15 protein-coding genes are annotated in these 17835 nt (G+C 69.6%); 10 read left to right on the top strand and 5 right to left on the bottom strand.

What is annotated here, in order from left to right; translation table 11 throughout:
* Positions 1 to 38 precede the first annotated feature (38 nt).
* The 5 genes from AC2YHJ_RS20145 to AC2YHJ_RS20125 all read left to right on the top strand — a co-directional run bounded on the left by AC2YHJ_RS20145 (position 39) and on the right by AC2YHJ_RS20125 (position 6189).
* Positions 39 to 1589: a DUF1254 domain-containing protein gene (locus AC2YHJ_RS20145; protein WP_487397933.1), complete on the top strand. Its 1551-nt coding sequence runs from the start codon at positions 39 to 41 to the stop codon at positions 1587 to 1589.
* 122 nt (positions 1590 to 1711) lie between these two features.
* Positions 1712 to 2686 carry an RluA family pseudouridine synthase gene (locus tag AC2YHJ_RS20140; protein ID WP_487397932.1) on the top strand — a complete coding sequence of 325 codons (975 nt, stop codon included), beginning with the start codon at positions 1712 to 1714 and terminating at the stop codon, positions 2684 to 2686.
* A 10-nt stretch (positions 2687 to 2696) separates the two neighbouring features.
* Complete coding sequence (locus AC2YHJ_RS20135) at positions 2697 to 5147, top strand: AsmA family protein (protein WP_487397931.1); 2451 nt, start codon at positions 2697 to 2699, stop codon at positions 5145 to 5147.
* A gap of 62 nt (positions 5148 to 5209) precedes the next feature.
* The gene (locus tag AC2YHJ_RS20130; RefSeq protein ID WP_487397930.1) at positions 5210 to 5917 is read left to right on the top strand and encodes an ATP12 family protein; all 708 of its coding nucleotides are present in this window, start codon (positions 5210 to 5212) and stop codon (positions 5915 to 5917) included.
* The gene (locus AC2YHJ_RS20125; protein ID WP_487397928.1) at positions 5914 to 6189 is read left to right on the top strand and encodes an acylphosphatase; all 276 of its coding nucleotides are present in this window, start codon (positions 5914 to 5916) and stop codon (positions 6187 to 6189) included. Before AC2YHJ_RS20130 ends, AC2YHJ_RS20125 begins: the two co-directional genes overlap by 4 nt.
* A gap of 49 nt (positions 6190 to 6238) precedes the next feature.
* Here the strand turns inward: AC2YHJ_RS20125 and AC2YHJ_RS20120 are convergent, their stop codons facing one another.
* Positions 6239 to 7315 (bottom strand): branched-chain amino acid aminotransferase, encoded by a 1077-nt coding sequence (locus AC2YHJ_RS20120; RefSeq protein ID WP_487397927.1) that lies wholly within the window; start codon positions 7313 to 7315, stop codon positions 6239 to 6241.
* Positions 7316 to 7554: 239 nt separating this feature from the next.
* Here AC2YHJ_RS20120 and AC2YHJ_RS20115 point away from each other — a divergent pair, with 239 nt between their 5' ends.
* The 4 genes from AC2YHJ_RS20115 (at position 7555) to AC2YHJ_RS20100 (ending at position 11094) form a co-directional block, all read left to right on the top strand.
* Positions 7555 to 8100, top strand: coding sequence for a MarR family winged helix-turn-helix transcriptional regulator (locus AC2YHJ_RS20115; RefSeq protein WP_487397925.1), 546 nt, complete (start codon positions 7555 to 7557; stop codon positions 8098 to 8100).
* The gene (locus AC2YHJ_RS20110; RefSeq protein ID WP_487397924.1) at positions 8097 to 8807 is read left to right on the top strand and encodes a response regulator; all 711 of its coding nucleotides are present in this window, start codon (positions 8097 to 8099) and stop codon (positions 8805 to 8807) included. Before AC2YHJ_RS20115 ends, AC2YHJ_RS20110 begins: the two co-directional genes overlap by 4 nt.
* A 142-nt stretch (positions 8808 to 8949) precedes the next feature.
* Positions 8950 to 10287, top strand: a complete 1338-nt coding sequence (locus tag AC2YHJ_RS20105) for an ATP-binding protein (RefSeq protein WP_487397923.1) — start codon at positions 8950 to 8952, stop codon at positions 10285 to 10287.
* Between the two features lie 114 nt (positions 10288 to 10401).
* The gene (locus tag AC2YHJ_RS20100; RefSeq protein WP_487397921.1) at positions 10402 to 11094 is read left to right on the top strand and encodes a CBS domain-containing protein; all 693 of its coding nucleotides are present in this window, start codon (positions 10402 to 10404) and stop codon (positions 11092 to 11094) included.
* Between the two features lie 30 nt (positions 11095 to 11124).
* Here the strand turns inward: AC2YHJ_RS20100 and AC2YHJ_RS20095 are convergent, their stop codons facing one another.
* The 3 genes from AC2YHJ_RS20095 to AC2YHJ_RS20085 are packed head-to-tail and all read right to left on the bottom strand — an operon-like array spanning position 11125 to position 14111.
* The gene (locus tag AC2YHJ_RS20095) at positions 11125 to 12099 is read right to left on the bottom strand and encodes a tripartite tricarboxylate transporter substrate binding protein (protein WP_487397920.1); all 975 of its coding nucleotides are present in this window, start codon (positions 12097 to 12099) and stop codon (positions 11125 to 11127) included.
* Positions 12100 to 12135: 36 nt separating this feature from the next.
* A complete protein-coding gene (locus tag AC2YHJ_RS20090; RefSeq protein ID WP_487397919.1) occupies positions 12136 to 13101 on the bottom strand; it encodes a tripartite tricarboxylate transporter substrate binding protein in 966 nt (321 codons plus the stop codon).
* Positions 13102 to 13112: 11 nt separating this feature from the next.
* A complete protein-coding gene (locus AC2YHJ_RS20085) occupies positions 13113 to 14111 on the bottom strand; it encodes a Bug family tripartite tricarboxylate transporter substrate binding protein (protein ID WP_487397918.1) in 999 nt (332 codons plus the stop codon).
* A 169-nt stretch (positions 14112 to 14280) separates the two neighbouring features.
* Between AC2YHJ_RS20085 and lpdA the strand changes: the two genes are divergently transcribed.
* Entirely contained in the window at positions 14281 to 15672 is a 1392-nt protein-coding gene (gene lpdA / locus AC2YHJ_RS20080; protein ID WP_487397917.1) for a dihydrolipoyl dehydrogenase, read from the top strand.
* A gap of 112 nt (positions 15673 to 15784) precedes the next feature.
* Here lpdA and AC2YHJ_RS20075 read toward each other — a convergent pair whose 3' ends face one another.
* Positions 15785 to 17548, bottom strand: coding sequence for an arylsulfatase (locus AC2YHJ_RS20075; RefSeq protein ID WP_487397916.1), 1764 nt, complete (start codon positions 17546 to 17548; stop codon positions 15785 to 15787).
* Positions 17549 to 17835: the final 287 nt, after the last annotated feature.

Below are 17835 nucleotides of genomic sequence, written 5' to 3'. Positions count from 1 at the left end.
TTCCACACCCCTCAACGAAACCGCAAGGAAGTCCGCCGATGGCCGAAGCTTCATCGATCTCGCGTCGCGCCGCGCTGGCCGGCGGCGCGCTGCTGCCGACGACAACGTTGGCCCAGGCCCAGACCGGCGGCAGGGCAGCAGCACCCGCCGCGCCGGCTCCCGCGCCAGCCGCAACAGCACCGGGCGGCGTGCTCACGCCGCTGATGGCGCAGATCAACAACGGCAACTGGCTCGCCCAGGCCGAGGCGGAATCGCTGCGCGACGAGCTGTTCCTCCAGCACGCCATCCACGCCTACATCATGACGCTGTCGCTGCTGAACGTGATCGGCATGCGCGACGGCTCCGAGGCCGCCTTCGGCAAGGGCTACAACATCCTGCCCATCTGGAAGGACCGGATGGACAGCTTCTGCCAGGTGCCGACGCCGAATGCCGACGTGATCTATTCCATGAGCTACCTGGACCTGAAGGAGACGGGTCCGCTGGTGGTCCATGCGCCGGCCAATGTCATCGGCATGTTCACCGACTTCTTCCAGCGCACCATCACCGATGTCGGCTCCGTCGGGCCGGACCGCGGCCAGGGCGGGCTCTACCTGCTGCTGCCGCCGGGTTACGCCGGGCCAGTGCCGGGTGGCTACTTCGCCTTCACCTCCTCCACCTACAACGTCTTCCTGTTCTTCCGCACGCTGATGCGGCAGGGCGACAATGGGCCTGATCCGGCGCCGGCGGTCGCGAATGCCGAGCAGACGCGCGTCTATCCGCTATTCGAGGTCGAGCGCCGCGTGAAGCCCATGCAGTTCCCGAACGGCTCGGGCAAGCGCGTCAACATGATGTATCCCGTGGACAACAGCTACTGGACGAAGCTGAAGGCCTTCGTGGACTACGAGCCGGTGGAGTGCATTCCGCTGGAAGTCCGCGGCGCGCTAGCATCCATCGGCATCGTCAAGGGCCAGCCCTTCGCGCCGAATGCGCGCCAGCAGGAATTGCTGCAACAGGCCGTGCGCAAGGCGCCGCGGATGATCATGGCGACGCGGCAACTCGGCCGCGCCGACGGGCGCCAGCTCTACTACGAAGGCCGCCAATGGGAGACGGCCTGGGCGGGTGCCACGGCGGAGTGGCTGCAGGAAAGCTACCTCGACATCATGCAGCGGGCGGGCTTCTTCCAGATCGCCTATTCCTCGGCGCCGGCGATGGTGATGCGCACGACCGGCGCGGGATCGAAATACCCGCTCGCCGTGCGCGATGCCGACGGCAACTTCCTCAACGGCGCGAACACCTATCGCCTGCGCCTGTCGCCCGGCATTCCCGCGGGGCTGTTCTGGGCGGTCACCGCCTATAACATCACCGACGGCACCATGCCGGAGACGCCACAGCGCCTGCCCTCGATCAACGGCTACAACAAGGTCGCCAAGAACGCCGATGGGTCGATCGACCTGTTCTTCGGCGCGGCGCGTCCGGCCGCGGCACCGGAGTCGAACTGGATCCAAGTGCAGGAGGGGCGCAATTTCCTTGTCACCCTGCGGCTCTACGGCACCGGGATTGAGTTCTACGACCAGAGTTGGAAGCCCGATGATGTCGTGAGGCTTGGCTGATGCAGCACGCGATGCATGGGCCTGGGCGAATAAAGCGATAAAGGCCTAAAATCCTAAAGTGATAAAGCAACATTGTAACATCGCCTCGGACGCCCGGCGCTGTCTGTGCTAGATCGGCCATCATGCCCGTCACGACCCGTACCGTCCGCCCCGCCGATGGCGAGATCCGCCTCGACCGCTGGTTCCACCGCCACTTCCCCCAACTGACCCAGGGCGCGCTGCAGAAGATGCTGCGCACCGGCCAGATCCGCGTGGATGGCCAGCGCGCGGAAGCCAATACCCGCCTGCTGCCCGGCCAGGCCATCCGCGTCCCACCGATGCCCGAGGGCCAGGCCCCGCTGGCCGAACCGAAGCCGGTCGACCCGCGCGAGGCCGCATCGCTCGAACGCCTGGTGATCTATCGCGACGACAGCATCATCGCGCTCGACAAGCCGCAGGGCATGCCGGTGCAGGGCGGCCCGGGCATCGCCAAGCACCTCGATGGCATGCTGGACGCGCTACGCTTCGGCAATGAGGACCGGCCGAGGCTGGTCCATCGCCTCGACCGCGACACGACCGGCGTGCTGGTGCTGGCCCGCACCCCGGCGGCGGCGTCGCGGCTCGCCTCGGCCTTTCGCGGCCGCGACACGCAGAAGACCTACTGGGCCATCGTGGTCGGGCGGCCGCATCCGCTGGAGGGGCGGATCAGCATGCCGCTCGCCAAGCATGCCGGCGGTCATGGCGAACGCGTCGTGCCGTCGGATGCGAAGGATGCGGCGCATGCCGTCACGCTCTACCGCACCATCGACACCGCGCAGAAGCAGGCGGCCCTGCTGGAATTCACGCCGCTGACCGGGCGCACCCACCAGCTGCGCGTGCATGCCGCCTCGGCGCTGAAATGCCCGATCCTGGGCGATGGCAAGTATGGCGGCGCGGCCGCGCATCCCGACGGTTTCGGCGACCGCACCCTGCACCTGCACGCCCGGGCGCTGCGCCTGCCGCATCCGGAAGGCGGGACGCTGGAACTTGCTGCCCCGCTGCCGCCGCACATGAAGGACACCTTCACCTTCCTCGGCTTCGACAAGCCGCGCACACCGCCCTGCCGGCGGGTCCGCTGAGGCGCAGCCCGTGCGCGCGCTGAAATGGGCGGCGGGCCTGCTGGGCGGGGCGGTGCTGCTGCTCGGCGGCGGGGTGGTCGCGCTGGCCTACGCCCTTGATGCCGGGGCGCTGACGCCGCGCATCACCGCTGCGATCGAGGCGGCGACGGGACGCGCCGCGACGCTCGGCCACGTTTCGATCGGGCTTGGCCTGACGCCGCGCGTCACCATCGCGGATGCGACCATCGCCAACCTTCCCGGCGGATCGCGGCCCGACATGGCGCGCATCCGCCGCATGGAAGCGAACCTCGCTTTGCTGCCGCTGCTGCGCGGCGATATCGCCTTCCGCGCCATCGCGATCGAGGGCGCGGACATCCTCCTCGAACAGCGCGCCGACGGCACGCCGAACTGGGTGTTCCAGCCCGCGCCGCGTGACGCCGCGCCGGCCACCGCCGCGCCCGGCGTACAGCCCGCAGCCGAGCGTCCGCGCCGGCGCCTCGCCATCGGCACTGTCACCCTCGCCGACAGCCGCGTCACCCTGCCCGATCCGCGCCTCGGCACCGTGACGGTCCAGGCGGCGCGGTTGCAGGGGATCGGCGATGATGGGCTGGATGCCTTCACGGCCCGGCTCGGCATCCATGGCGTGACCCTCGCTTTGATCGGGGAGGCGCCGCCGGCCCCGGCGCCGATCCACGCGACACTCGCCATCGGCGGCAACCGCCTGGCCGCGCGGGGCCGGCCCGGCGAGGGCATCGCCTTCGAGGCCGCGATCCCGGATTACGCGGCGCTGCGCCCACTGCTCGCTGCCCTGGCCCCGGATGCGCCGCTGCCCGCGACGCTGCCGCAGGTGGCAGCCAGCCTGCGCCTCGGCGCCGATCTGCGACCGTTGGGCGGCGCGCTGCAGGCCGGGGCGGCGGATCTCGCGGCGATACGGCCGGGGCTGCGGCTCGCGCGGCTCGACGTCGGAGCGCCGGGCCTGGACCAGCCGGCCGAGGTGACGATCGAGGCCAGCCAGTCGGGCCTGCCCTTCACCGCCGTGCTCAATCTGGAACGCCTCGGCCCGCTGCTGCCCTGGACCGCCGAGACGCCGGTCGCCGTGACCCTGCGCGCCGAGGCCGCGGGCGCGCGGGCCGAGGCCTCCGGCCGCATCGAACGGCCGCGCACGCTGCAAGGCATGGGCTTCGACATCCGCGCGGCCGTGCCGGACATGCTGGCGCTTGCGCCCGTGCTGCCCGACCCGTTGCCGCTGCGCGACGCGACCTTCGCCGCGCGGGTGACCGCGGATGACCTCCTGCGCGGCGCCCTGCGCATCGAGGCGCTGCGCATCGCCGCACCCGCCCTGGCGGCGGAGGGAGAGATGCTGCTCACCCCCGGCAAGCCCTTCGGCATCGAGGGTCGCCTGGAGGCCGAACGCATCGACCTCGACGCGCTGGCACGGCGTGCGCCGGTGGCGGACCCGCCAACGGCCGCGCCCACCACCGCCGCGCCGCCCGCCGCGCCCGCCACGCCACCACCACCTGCCGCCGCTGAGACGGCCGAGCGGCGCGTCATCCCCGATATCGCGCTGCCGCTCGCCGGCCTCGCCACCTGGCATGGCCGCATCGACCTGCGTGCCGGCCAGGCGCGGATCGACGGCATGGATTGGCGCGACCTGCACGCCGCCATCGTGCAGGAGGACGACGTGCTGCGCGTTGCGCCGTTCACCGTTACCAGTCCGGGCGGCGTGCTGCGCGGCGAGGCACGCATCGACCGGCGCGCCAACCCGCCGGCGCTCGCGCTGACCCTGCGCAGCGAGGGAAGCGGCATCGACCTCGCCGCGCTGCGCCGCGCCCGCGACGAGCCGCCGGGCCTCGAAGGCCGCGCGCAGGTCGCCATCGATGTGACCGCGCGCGGCGCCACCACCCGCGCGCTCGCCGCCAGCCTCAGCGGACAGGCGGGGCTCGCCATGGTCGATGGGCGGGTCGCCGGCGCGGGGCTGATGCGCCTTGGTCCCGACCTCGTCGCCCTGCTGCTGCCGGGGGCGCCGCGGGACGGGCTGGCGCTGCGGTGCCTCGCGCTGCGCATCGCCGCCGAGGACGGCATCGCCACCACCAGTGCGCTGCTCGCCGAAACCGGTGTCGGGCAGATCACCGGCACGGCGGCTGCGAACCTCGGGACGGAACGGCTGGCGGCGCGGCTGCTGCCGGATGTGCAGTTGCTCGGCGTGACGGTGCGCGCGCCGGTCGGCGTCGGCGGCACGCTGGCCGCGCCGCGGATCGGCGTCGATGCCGGGCGCGCCTTCGCCCAGGTGTTCGGTGAGGCGGCGGCGAGCCGGCCCTGGCGCGAGCCGGCCGGGGATTGCGCCGAGCAACTGCGCCTGGCCCGCATGGGGGCGGAGGGGCCGCTGCCGACGCCGCGGACGGAGGCGCCGGGGGTGCCGCGGGACTTGCAAGGGCCGGCGCAGGACCTGCTGCGGGGGCTGTTCGGCGGGCGGCGGCGGTGACCAGGGCGCCTCGCGCATCGTGCTGATGGAACGTCGCGCCGCCTGCGCTACATAGCCTCCCGATGAAGCGTTTCTGGACCCATGCCGTCGCCGTCCCGCGTCAGGAGGGCGGCCATGCGGTGCTGCTCGATGGACGCCCGCTCCGCCTGCCGGGTGGGGCGCCGCTGGCCACCCATTCGGCCGCGTTGGCCGAGGCGATCGCCGCCGAATGGCAGGCGGCCGGCGGCGAGAAGGGCGGCGAGATGACGATGGAAGCGGTGCCGCTGACGCGCCTGCTCGGCACCGCGCAGGACCGCATCGCGCCGGATCCCGCGGCCATGGTCGCGGGGTTGGCGAAGTACGCGGAGACCGACCTGCTCTGCTACCGCGCCGAGGACCCCACGCTGGCCGAGGAGCAGGCGCGCGAATGGCAGCCGCTGCTCGACTGGGCGACGGCGGCGCATGGCGCACCGCTGGCTGTCACGGCGGGGCTGATGCCGGTGCCGCAGCCGGCCGAGAGCCTCGATGCGCTACGCGAGGCGATCGCCGCGCATGCGACGGAGGAACTCGCGGCACTTGGCCTTGCGGTGCCGGCGCTGGGCAGCCTGGTGCTGGCCCTCGCCATGTCGGCGGGGCGGGTCGACGCGGCGGAGGCACATCGCCTCGCCGTTCTCGACGAGATCCACCAGGAGAAGCGCTGGGGCACGGACTGGGAGGCCGAGCAGCGCCGCGCGCGGGCCGCCGCCGATCTCGACCTGGCGCAGCGTTTCCTGGCACTGGTGCGGCCATGAAGGCACGGCGCGTGGTCATCGCCGGCCGGGTGCAGGGCGTCGGCTACCGCGACTGGATGATGGAGGAGGCGGTGCGCCTCGGCGTACATGGCTGGGTGCGCAACCGCCGCGACGGCACGGTGGAGGCGCTGGTGGCCGGCGAGGAAGCCGCGGTGCAGGCGCTGCTGTCGGCCTGCCGACTTGGCCCGCCGCTGGCCTCGGTGCGCGAGATCACCGAGGATTTCGCCGACCCGCCGGAGGAGCCGGGCTTCCGCCGCCTGCCGAACGGGTAAGGCGGTATCCCGTGCGCCGCGCGGAAGCCGCGCGGCGCATTGGCGGCGTTCAGCCGACCGCCGGCACCACCGAGGTCCAGCCATGCGGATCGTTGGTGCGCCCGTACTGGATGCCGACGATCGCGTCGTAGAGCTTCTGCGTCACCTCGCCGGTCTCGCCCTTGTTGATCAGTACATCCTCGCCCTTGTAGCCGAGCGTGCCGACCGGGGAGACCACCGCGGCCGTGCCCGTGCCCCACATCTCCTTCAGCGAGCCGTTGCGGCCGGCTTCCATCACCTCGTCGATCGTGATCGCGCGCTCGCTGACCTTGAGGCCCCAGTCGCGCATGAGCTGGATGGCGGAAGCGCGCGTCACGCCATCGAGGATGGTGCCGGCGAGCGGCGGGGTGATCACCTCGTCGCCGATCTTCACCATGATGTTCATGGTGCCGACCTCATCGAGGTACTTGCGGTGCACGCCGTCGAGATACAGCACTTGGGTGTAGCCGGCCTTCGCCGCGTCCATCTGCCCGGCGAGCGACTGCGCGTAGTTCGCCGCCGTCTTGGCTTCGCCCGTGCCGCCCTTCACCGCGCGCACATGCGCGTCGGAGGCGAGGATGCGCACCGGCTTCACGCCTTCCTTGTAGTAGGACCCGACGGGCGAGAGGATCAGGAAGTAGAGATAGCTGTGCGAGGGATGCACGCCGAGCATCACATCCGTCGCGATGATGGTCGGGCGCAGATACAGCGACGTACCCGCCTTGCGCGGCACCCAATCGGCGTCCACGCCCACCAGCGCGTCGAAGGATGCGCGGATGATGTCCACCGGCAGCGCCGGCATGGACATCAGCCTGGCCGAGCGGTCGAAACGCTGCGCGTGGCGATCGGCGCGGAACAGCCGGATCTGCCCGTCATCGCCGCGGAACGCCTTCAGCCCGTCGAAGATCGCCTGGCCGTAGTGCAGCACCGAGGTCGCCGGATCGAGGCTGAGCGGGCCATAGGGGACGACACGCGGATCAAACCAGCCCTTCCCCTCCTCATAATTCATGAGGAACATGTGGTCCGTGAGGACCTTGCCGAAGGCGAGCGAATCGTCCGCCGGCTTGGCCTTCGGTGAGGTCGTGCGGGTGATCGGGAACTGGCCCATGCTGCGTATCCTTCCAGTGTTTCTTATCTTAGGCGCGCAACCCGGCGCGGCAGATGCGGAACGATCCCTGGCGGCGGCGCCGCTGCGCGGACGGCGGCTGCGTCATGGGATATCCTCCTGTCCGCCCGCAATGCCGGCGCCATATGTGACGAAAGAAAATTGCTTCAGATGGCCATAAGTTAAAATGACGCGTCGGATGCGTCAATGATACTGACCCAAGCGGAGGGCCACGCCTGAACATGCCAGCCAAGAGCAGCGCGCAGATCACCGACACCCCGGAACGCAGTTCGCTGCCCGCCGGGCGCAACCTGCTGTTCCTGCGGGAGGAGGAGCTGCGCCTCGCCCAGGACCTGCTGTTCTTCGGCTACCGCGACTTCACCGCCGGTGCCGACGAGATCCTGGCCGAGCTCGGCATGGGCCGCGCGCATCACCGCGTGCTGCATTTCGTCGGCCGCCGGCCGGGCATCACCGTGGGCGACCTGCTCGGCATCCTCGCCATCACCAAGCAGAGCCTCGGCCGCGTCCTCCAGCCCCTGGTCGAGGAGGGCTACGTGACCCAGACACCGGGCCGCAACGACCGCCGCCAGCGGCTGCTGACCCTGACGGACAAGGGCGCGGCGCTGGAACGACGCCTGTTCGAACGCCAGCGGGAGACGGTGATGCGCGCCTATCGCGAGGCCGGTCCGGTCGCCGTCGAGGGCTTCCGCCGTGTCATGCGCGGGCTGATGGGCGACCAGGCGCGTGCGGCCTGCGACACGCTCGGCACGCCGGACGCGCCGCGATGAACGCCACGGCCGAGACGGCGCATCTCCTTGTCGTCGATGACGATGCGCGGTTGCGCGCGCTGCTGCAGCGCTTCCTGACCGACCAGGGCTTTCGCGTCACCGCCGTGGCGGATGCCGCCGCGGCGCGCGCCGCCATCGCGGCGATGACATTCGACCTGATGGTGCTCGACGTGATGATGCCCGGCGAGTCCGGCTTGTCTCTCGCCGAATCCCTGCGGCGCGACGGCGATGAGGTGCCGATCCTGATGCTGACCGCGCGCGGCGCGCCGGAAGACCGCATCGCGGGGCTCGAGCACGGGGTGGACGACTACCTCGCCAAGCCCTTCGACCCTCGGGAACTGGCGCTGCGGATCCGCACCATCCTGCGCCGCGCCGCGCCGGCCGCGGCCAGCCAAGCGCTGCCGAGCGCACCGGTGCAGCTCGGCCCCAGCTGGTTCGACGTGGAACGCGCCGAGCTGCGCGGCCAGGAGGGCATCATCCGCCTGACCGGCGGGGAGGCCGCGCTGCTCCAGGCGCTGGCGCGCCGTGTGGGCGAGGTGCTGAGCCGCGAGGAGATCGGCACCGCGCTCGGCACGCCCGAGGCCGGTGAACGCGCGATCGACGTGCAGGTGACGCGGCTGCGCCGCAAGGTCGAGACGGATCCGCGCGAGCCGCGCTTCATCCAGACGGTGCGGCACCGCGGCTATGTGCTGAGGCCCGGGCCGTGAAAGAGAAAGATCGGGGGAGGAACACCTCCCCCGAATCCCCCACCGTTTTTTGGCACTTGGGAACTGACCCTGGCGGTCGGTCTCCAAAAGACAGAAAAAGGAGGGGGATCGGGGGAGTTCTCTCCCCCGACCTTCCTTCCCCATGACCCTCGGTGGACTGTTCCGCTATCTGGTGCCGCGCGGGCTGCTCGGCCGCGCGCTGCTGATCATCCTGGTGCCGCTGGTCGCGCTGCAGATCATCTCGCTCTACCTGTTCTACGGCAGCCATCTCGACGTGATCTCCCGCCGGCTGGCGGGCGGCGTGGCCGGGGACGTCGCGATGGTGGTCGAGTTGCTGGCGCGCAACCCGAATCCCGCCGATCGCGGCTGGATCTTCCGCGAGGCGGCGTGGCGGCTCGACCTGTCCCTCGCCTTCGAAGCGGGCGCGGTGCTCGGCCCCACTGGCAATCGGCGGGCCTCCATGCCGCTGCTGCCACTGGAGGAGGACCTGGACGACGCGATGCGCGAACGCGTGCGCCTGCCCTTCGACACCGATTGGCAGACCGACCCGCGCAGCATCGTCATCCGTGTGCAGCTGCCCGACGGCGTGTTGCACGTGGAAGCCGCGCGCAAGCGTCTGTTCAGCGGCACGCTGTATCTGTTCGTGATCTGGGTGGTCGGCTCCTCGCTGCTGCTGTTCCTGGTCGCCGCGCTATTCATGAAGAACCAGGTGCGCGCGATCCGCCGGCTGGCGGAGGCTGCGGAAGCCTTCGGGCGCGGCCGCGACCTCGGCCCGATGAAGCCCGAAGGCGCTGCCGAGGCGCGCCAGGCGGCCATCGCCTACAATTCCATGCAGTCACGCATCCGTCGCTTCGTCGAAAGCCGCACGGAGATGCTGGCCGGCATCAGCCACGACCTGCGCACGCCGTTGACCCGCCTGCGCCTCGGCATCGCCATGTTGCCGGCCTCGGTGCAGGACGATGCGGCGGCGATGACGCAGGATGTCGAGGAGATGGACCGGCTGATCGCCGCTTACCTGTCCTTCGCGCGCGGCGAGGGCACCGAGCAGGCCGCGCCCGCCGACCTCGCCGAACTGGTCGAGGAAGCCGCGGCCAAGGCGCGGCGCGATGGCGCGCAGGTCGATCTCGACGTGCCGGAGGAACCGCTGGTGCTGCCGGTGCGCGCCGACGCGCTGCGCCGCTGCCTGGGCAACCTGCTCGACAATGCGCGCCGGCACGCGCGGCGCATCGCCATCGGCCTGACGCGCGTGCCGCGCGGGGAGGCTGGTGCCTGGGCCATGGTGACGGTGGACGACGACGGCCCCGGCCTGCCCGAGGACCAGCGCGAGGAAGCCTTCCGCCCCTTCGCCACCTTCTCCGCCGGCGGCACCGGCCTCGGCCTGGCCATCGCGCGCGACATTGCGCGCGCCCATGGCGGGGACATCGTGCTGGAGGACAGCCCGCTGGGTGGGTTGCGGGCGCGGATCCGGCTGCCGGTGTAGGCGGCGGAGACCAGAGAGGCGCGTCGCCCCTCGGGGTAGAAATTCTTGATTCGCGTCAATGCGCCGGGCCGGCTGCGGCACCATGTTCCGGGCACTGGATCCGGAGGAGAAGCCATGCGTGCCCGTGACATCATGACCCGGAACCCCGTGACGGTGCCGCCGGAAACCCCGCTTGAGGCGGTGGCGGCGCGGATGGCCGAACGCGGCATCTCTGGCCTGCCAGTGGTCGATGCGACGGGGAAGCTGGTCGGCCTGGTGACGGATGGCGACCTGATGCGGCGGCTGTCGGCGAAGGAAGACAAGCCTGCCTCCTTCTTCGCCGCGCTGCTCGGCGCCAATGCCGACCAGGCGATCGCCTATGCCCGCGCCCATGGCCGCCGCGTGCACGACGTGATGAGCACCGACCTCGCCACGGTGCAGGAGGACGCGACGGTCGAGGAAGTTGTCCACATCCTGGAAGGTCACCGCATCCGCCGCGTGCCGGTGCTGCGCGGGGAGCAACTGGTGGGCATCGTCTCCCGCGCCGACCTGCTGCGCGCGGTGATGGCGCCGGTGGCCTCGGGCGCGGAGGAGGAGGCGTCCGACCCGCGCATCCGGCGGGACCTGTTCGCCCGCATGGCCGCGGAATCCTGGGTCAGCACGCGTTTCGTCTTCCCCACGGTGAAGGACGGCGTCGTCACCTTCCACGGCTTCCTGGGCACGCAGGCGACGACCGCCCTGCGCGTGCTCGCCGAGGGGGTGCCGGGGGTGAAGCAGGTTGCGTTCGATACCGTGTCGCCGCCGGCCATGATGATCGGCGTGCCGTGAGGTGGAGGGGCGGCGCCCCTCCAGCCGATTTCAATCGATCGACAGCCCCAGCCGCGCGACTGTCGCCCGCTCATAGGCGGTGCGCTCGGTGGCGAAGGCGAGGTATTCGCGGGGTCCGAGATACTCGTCCGGCAGTTCCCAGCGCCGCATGATCGCCTGCGTCTGCTCGTCGAGCAGACCCTTTCGGAAGCTGGTGTGCAGCTTGTCCACGATCTCCGGCGGCAGTCCCTTCGGGCCGACGAAGCCGTAGGGTGAGGTCACGGACATGTTGTAGCCGAGGTCCATCAGCGTCGGCGCGTCTGGGAAGGAGGGCAGACGCGTCCGCGTCCAGACGCTGAGCAGGCGGAACTCGCCGGTCTCTACCTGCGGTCGCCAGGCCTGCGAATCCGCGACCATGCTGATCTGCCGGCCAAGCAGCGCGGTGACACCCTCCTGCGACCCGCGGAAGGGCACATGCGTCATGTCGCAGCGTTCGCGCGCGATGAGATCCTCCATCGCCAGGTGGTTGGTGGTGGCGATGCCTGAGGTTGAGTAGGTGAGCCGCCCAGGCTGGCGCCGCGCATCGGCGAAGACATCGGCGAGCGTGCGCCACGGGCTGTCCGCGCGCACCACGGTGCCGAAGATGAAGCCTGAGAACTGCATGATGTAGCTGAAATCCGTCACCGGATCCCAGGTCGGCTGCTTCGTCAGGAAGGGGTGGCGGATGATCGACAGATGGTGATGCGCGAGGGTGTAGCCATCCGGCTGCGCCTGCTGCGTCAGCAGGATGGCCGCACGGGTGCCGCGGGCGCCCGGCATGTTCTCCGATACGATCGACACGCCCATATCGCGCCCGGCGATCTCGAAGATCGAACGCTGCAACGCGTCCAGCGAACTGCCCGGCGGCCAGGGCGTGACGATGCGGATCGGCCGGTTGGGATATCGCGCCTGGCCGAAGGACGGGCGCGCGAGCAGCCCGGCTGCGCCGGCGGCGAGACCCGCGCGGCGCGTGATGCGTGACGTCATGCTTGTTTCCCCTTGGCGCACCGTGTCTCCGGCGCTTCAGTCGATGCTGAGGTTGAGCCGCGTCACCATGCGCTGTTCGTAGACGGCGCGTTCGCGGGCGAAGGCGGTGTAGGCCGCCGGGCCGAGATACTCGTCCGGCATGTCGTTCTGCGCCATGTAGGCCTTGATGCGGTCGCTCTCCTGCATGCGGTGAAAGGCCTGGTGCAGGAACTCCGTCACTTCCGGGTCCATCCCCTTCGGTCCGGCAATGCCGTAGGGCGAGGTGACCACCATGCCGTAGCCGAGTTCGGTCAGGGTCGGCGCATTGGGGAAGGCGCGCAGCCGCGTGCGTGTCCAGACGGAGAGCAGGCGCAGCTGCCCAGCCTCGACATTCGGCGCCCAGGAATTGGCGTTGGCGATGACGTCGAGCTGCCGGGCGAGGATCGCGGTGATGTTCTCCGAGGTGCCGCGATAGGGAACGTGCAGCATCTGCACGCCTTCCTTCTCGCAGAGTTCCTCCATCGCGAGGTGGTTGGTGGTGGCGACACCGGAGGTGCCGTAGGTGAGCTGCCCGGGCCGCGCGCGCGCCGCCGCCCACATGTCGGCCATGGTGTTCCAGCCGGATGCCGGGTGCACGACATGGCCGAAGACGAAGCCGGTCTGCTGCATGATGTAGGTGAAGTCGTTGACCGGGTCCCAACTTGGCTGCTTCGTCAAGAACGGATGGCGGATCACCGAGAGATGATGATGCGCGATGGTGTAGCCATCCGGCCGCGTGCCCGAGATCAGCGCGCGCGCCGCCAGCGTGCCGCGTGCGCCGGGGCGATTCTCGATGATCAGGGGCTGGCCGAACTCCTGCTGGAACATCTCGCCCTGCAGGCGGATGAAGCCATCGAGGACGCCGCCCGGCGCCCAGGGGATCAGGAAGCGCACGGGCCGGTTGGGGAAGCGCCCCTGGCTGAGCGAAGGCCGTGCCAGCAGCGGCAGCGCCGCGCCGGCCAGGAGGATGCGTCGCGTGATCATGACTTGCCTCCTCAGCCGTCGAGCGTCAGGCCGAGGCGGCGCACCATCGCCTTTTCGTATTCGACGCGCTCGGCGACGAAGGCGCGGTAGGATTGCGTGTCGAGATAGACGAGCGGCATGTCGAATTGGGCGCGGACGCGCGCATTGTCGGGCGACATCAGCGCTTCCTTCATGGCGTCGTGCAGCACCCGCACCAGACCCTCATCCATGCCCTTCGGACCGCTGACGCCGTAGGGGGAGGTGACGACGAGGTCGTAGCCGAGTTCCTTCAGTGTGGGCGCGTTGGGGAAGCGCTGCACGCGCTCCGCCGTCCAGACCGAGAGCACGCGCATCTGCCCGTTCTCGACGAAGGGCGCCCAGGTGGAACTGTCGCAGACCATGTCCACCTGCCCGCCGATGACGGCGGTTACCGCCTCGTTCGATCCGCGGAAGGGAACGTGGGTGAGCTGCACGCCGTCCTTCTCCTGGACGGTTTCCATCGCCAGGTGGTTGGTCGTGCCGATGCCCGATGTGGTGTAGTTCAGCTTCCCCGGATTGGCCCGGGCATAGGCGATCATCTCCTGCCAGGTCTGGAAGGGGCTGGTGGCCTTGACGGCGCAGCCAAACAGCCAGCCGGTCATGCCGATGATGTGGGTGAAGTCCCCCACGGGGTCCCATTGCGGCGTGCGCATCATCCACGGCCGGCGCAGCACCGACAGATGCATCTGCGTCAGAGTGTAGCCGTCGGGCCGGGACTGCTGGGCGACCGTCATGGGTCCGAGCGTGCCGCCGGCACCGGGACGGTTCTGGATGACCATGGGTTGGCCGAGCGCCCGGCCGACGATCTCCCCGATCGAGCGGAGCTGGAGGTCGGCCGAACCGCCCGCCGGCCAGGGCACGACAAGCTGGATCGGGCGGTCGGGGAAGCGCGCCTGCGCGCGGGAAATGCCAGGCATGGCAAGGGTTGCGGCACCGGACAGGATCAGCAGGCGTCGGGTCGTGCGCAGCGCACGGGGGTCCCGGATGGTCATCAGACATTCCTCCTCGGGCGGCACGTCTGGCGGTGCCTGCCCATATGGACGAAAGGATAGGCAAGCCCCGGCAGCGTTCCCAGTGCTTTTCCAAAGCCTTGATCCCGCCCCGCCGGAGGGGCAGTTTCCGGCCGCCTCAACCGAACCCTGATCGCAGGACCCCCGATTCATGTCCGAAACCTTCGATGTCATCGTCATCGGCGCCGGCCCCGGCGGCTATGTCTGCGCCATCCGCGCGGCCCAGCTCGGGCTCAAGGTCGCCTGCGTCGAGAAGCGCGAGACGCTGGGGGGCACCTGCCTCAATGTCGGCTGCATCCCGTCCAAGGCGCTGCTGCATTCGTCGGAGGTGTTCGAGGAAACGTCGCACCATCTGGCCGAGCAGGGCATCATCGTCGGGCAGGTCGGGCTCGACCTCACGAAGATGCAGGTGCGCAAGGCCGATGTCGTCGGCGCGAACGTCAAGGGTGTCGAATTCCTGTTTAAGAAGAACAAGGTCACCTGGCTGAAGGGTGAGGGGAAGATTTCCGCCCCCGGCACCGTGCAGGTGAACGGCACCGACTACACCGCGAAGCACATCGTCATCGCCACCGGCAGCGACAGCACCCCGCTGCGCGGCGTCGAGGTGGATGAGACGCGCATCGTCACTTCGACCGGTGCGCTGGAACTGTCCGCCGTGCCGAAGCACCTGGTGGTGATCGGCGGCGGGGTGATCGGGCTCGAGCTTGGTTCCGTCTGGCGGCGCCTCGGCGCCGAGGTCACGGTGATCGAATTCCTCGACGGCATCCTGCCCGGCATGGATGGCGAGATCCGCAAGCAGTTCGAGCGCATCCTGGCCAAGCAGGGCGTGAAGTTCCGCCTGAAGTCGAAGGTCACCAGCGCGGTTGCCGACGACACCGGCGTGACGCTGAAGGTGGAGCCCGCCGAGGGCGGCGCGGCCGAGGAACTGCGTGCCGACGTCGTGCTGCTGTCCATCGGACGCCGGCCCTATGTCGAGGGCCTCGGCCTCGATGCCATGGGCGTGGCGCTGGATGAGCGCGGTCGTGTGAAGACCGACGCGCATTTCGCCACCAACGTCCCGGGCATCTACGCCATCGGCGACGCCATCGCCGGTGCGATGCTCGCCCACAAGGCCGAGGACGAAGGCTACGCGCTCGCCGAGATGCTGGTCGGGCAGAAGCCGCACATCAACTACGATGCGATCCCCGGCGTGGTGTACACATGGCCGGAAGTCGCCGCCGTGGGCGCGACCGAGGAGACGCTGAAGGCCGCCGGCACCGCCTACAAGGTCGGCAAGTTCCCCTTCACGGCGAATGGCCGCGCGCGAGCGATGGGCGCGACGGACGGTTTCGTGAAGATCCTGGCCGACAAGGCGACGGACAAGGTGCTCGGCGCGCACATCATTGGGCCGGATGCCGGCACGCTGATCGCGGAGATCGCGCTTGCCATCGAATTCGGTGCGAGCGCCGAGGATGTGGCACGGACCAGCCACGCACATCCCTCACTCAACGAGGCCGTGAAGGAAGCGGCCCTCGCGGCGTGGGATAGGGCGGTGCACATCTGACACGGCGCCGGAGAGCCGGGCGGTCAGCCGGCCTGCGGCTCCGGAACAATGAGGGCGGCGCCCATTGCGAGGCGCCGCCTGCGTATTGGCATTCTACGCGTCCTGCGCGGTCTCAGTCGCCCGCGTGGCGCGCGCCAGCGCGGATCTGGTCCATCACCTGCGTCAGGTTGTAGCTCGCCGGTGCCTGCATCGGCGGGAAGGCCTGCAGCGTCTCGAACCAGCGCAGCCAGAGCTGCTGGCCGATCGGCAGCATGTTCCAGTCGTATTGGAATGCCGTCATCGGCGCGCCGATCGCGCCGCCGAGGCCCATGGCCGTCTTCTGCGCAGGTCCGACCGCCTGCTCGAATGGATCGCGCCGGAGGTTCGTCACCAGGGTGAAGTAGAAGGTGGTCAGCGGGTTGATCCAGCCATCCGCGCCCGGCTGCGACATGCTGTAGTACATCTTCCAGTTCCGGTAGCGCACGGCGGAGGGCGTCGCTCCCGAGAAGTAGTAGAAGAAGTCGCGCGCCGATTCCGTTGACCGGCCAGTCAGATAGTCGAACTGGTTGACCCCATCGAGCGTCGTACGGACGATGCTCGGATAGGCACCCTGCTCGAGCCGGCCGCGCAGGTCGTTGCCGGTCGGGCCGCCGGCGATCTGAACAAAGGTTGGCAGCCAGTCGAGCGACGAGAACAGCTCGGTGAACAACGTGCCCGGCCGGATCACGCCGGGCCAGCGGATCAGGGTGGGGACACGGTAGCCACCTTCCCACGCCTCGCCCTTCTGGCCGCGGAACGGCGTGATGCCGCCGTCGGGGAAGGAGATCGTCTCGGCGCCGTTGTCGGTGGTGAAAACGATGATGGTGTTGTCGAGCTGGCCCATCTCCTGCAGCCGATTGAGGACCAGGCCGATATTGTCGTCCAGCTGGGCCATGCCGGCCTCGTTCACGCCCCAGTCGCGGCGACCGCCGCGCGTGCCGAGCATCGCCTCGTAGCGCGGCGGCAGCACGGTGGTGACGTGCATGCGGGCCGGGTTGTACCAGGCGAAGAATGGACGATTCGTCTGCCGCGGGTCGTTGCGGTTGAGCCATTCGATCAGCCGTCCGGAGATCTCCTCGTCAACGGTGCGCGAACGATCGAGCGTCAGCGGGCCTTCGTCCCGGCAGGTCTGGTTCGCCGCCCTGCCATCCGACGAGGTGCAGAAAAGGATGTTGCGTGGCGGCGTCAGGCAGACCGTCGTCCGCGGGTCAACTGCGCCTGGAACTTCCGGCACGCCGGGGATCGGCGTGTTCCGGCACGGCGGCGCGATGGCCTGCGTCGTCGGGTTGCTGTTGATGTCCGGGAAGCTCACCTGCTGCATGGCGTCCAGGTGGTAGAGGTAGCCCCAATATTCCTGGAAACCATGCGCGGTCGGCAGCGAGTCCGTGTGGTCGCCCAGATGGTTCTTGCCGACCTGGACGGTGTTGTAGCCGAGGTCATAGAGAAAGCGCGCCAGGGTCGGCGTGCCCGGCCGGAGGTAGCTCGGGCTGCCCGGCAACTGCGGCGGGATCATGCCGGTGCGCAGCGGATACATGCCGGTGAAGAAGGCGTTGCGCCCGGAGGTGCAACTCTGCATCGCCACCGAATCAGTGAACATCCCACCTTCCAGGCCGATCCGGTCGATGTTCGGCGTTGCGCCGACGCCCAGGCCGCGGTGGTAGATGCCCGGCTGCATCCAGCCGATGTCGTCGCCCATGATGAAAAGGATGTTCGGCCGCTGCGTGGTCGGGGGTACCGCCGGCGCCCTGGGCGCCGCCGCTGCCTGCGCGGGGGTCGCGGGTGGCGCGGCCGGTTGGGTCTGCGCCAGGACGGGCGCGGCCAGGGCGACGGACGCGCCGAAGACGGCGGTCATGCTCATGGTTCGCGCGCGAATACGAAGCTCTTGAAGGTAGCTCATGGGATCCATGGCGCTCCGCTCCGTGCTTTTTTTGGTGGCGCTGGCGTCGCGAGGTGACGCCGGCGCCTGACGCTAGCTGGACGCCCGCAGCGCGATCTACGTGATTATGGTAACTATTTCGTGTTAATAATAACAGCTATTTAATAGTTTGCGGCCGCCTTCGTTTACTTCGATCCGTGCCGCGCATCGTTGCGTCTGGTCTCTGGTGTCTGCAATGCGCTGATCGCAATATTCCTTAATCTATGGCG

Source organism: Roseomonas sp. SRI_022 (assembly GCF_057586215.1).
The sequence above is the reverse complement of the archived record's forward strand: the minus strand, read 5'-3'. Positions and strand labels throughout refer to the sequence as shown.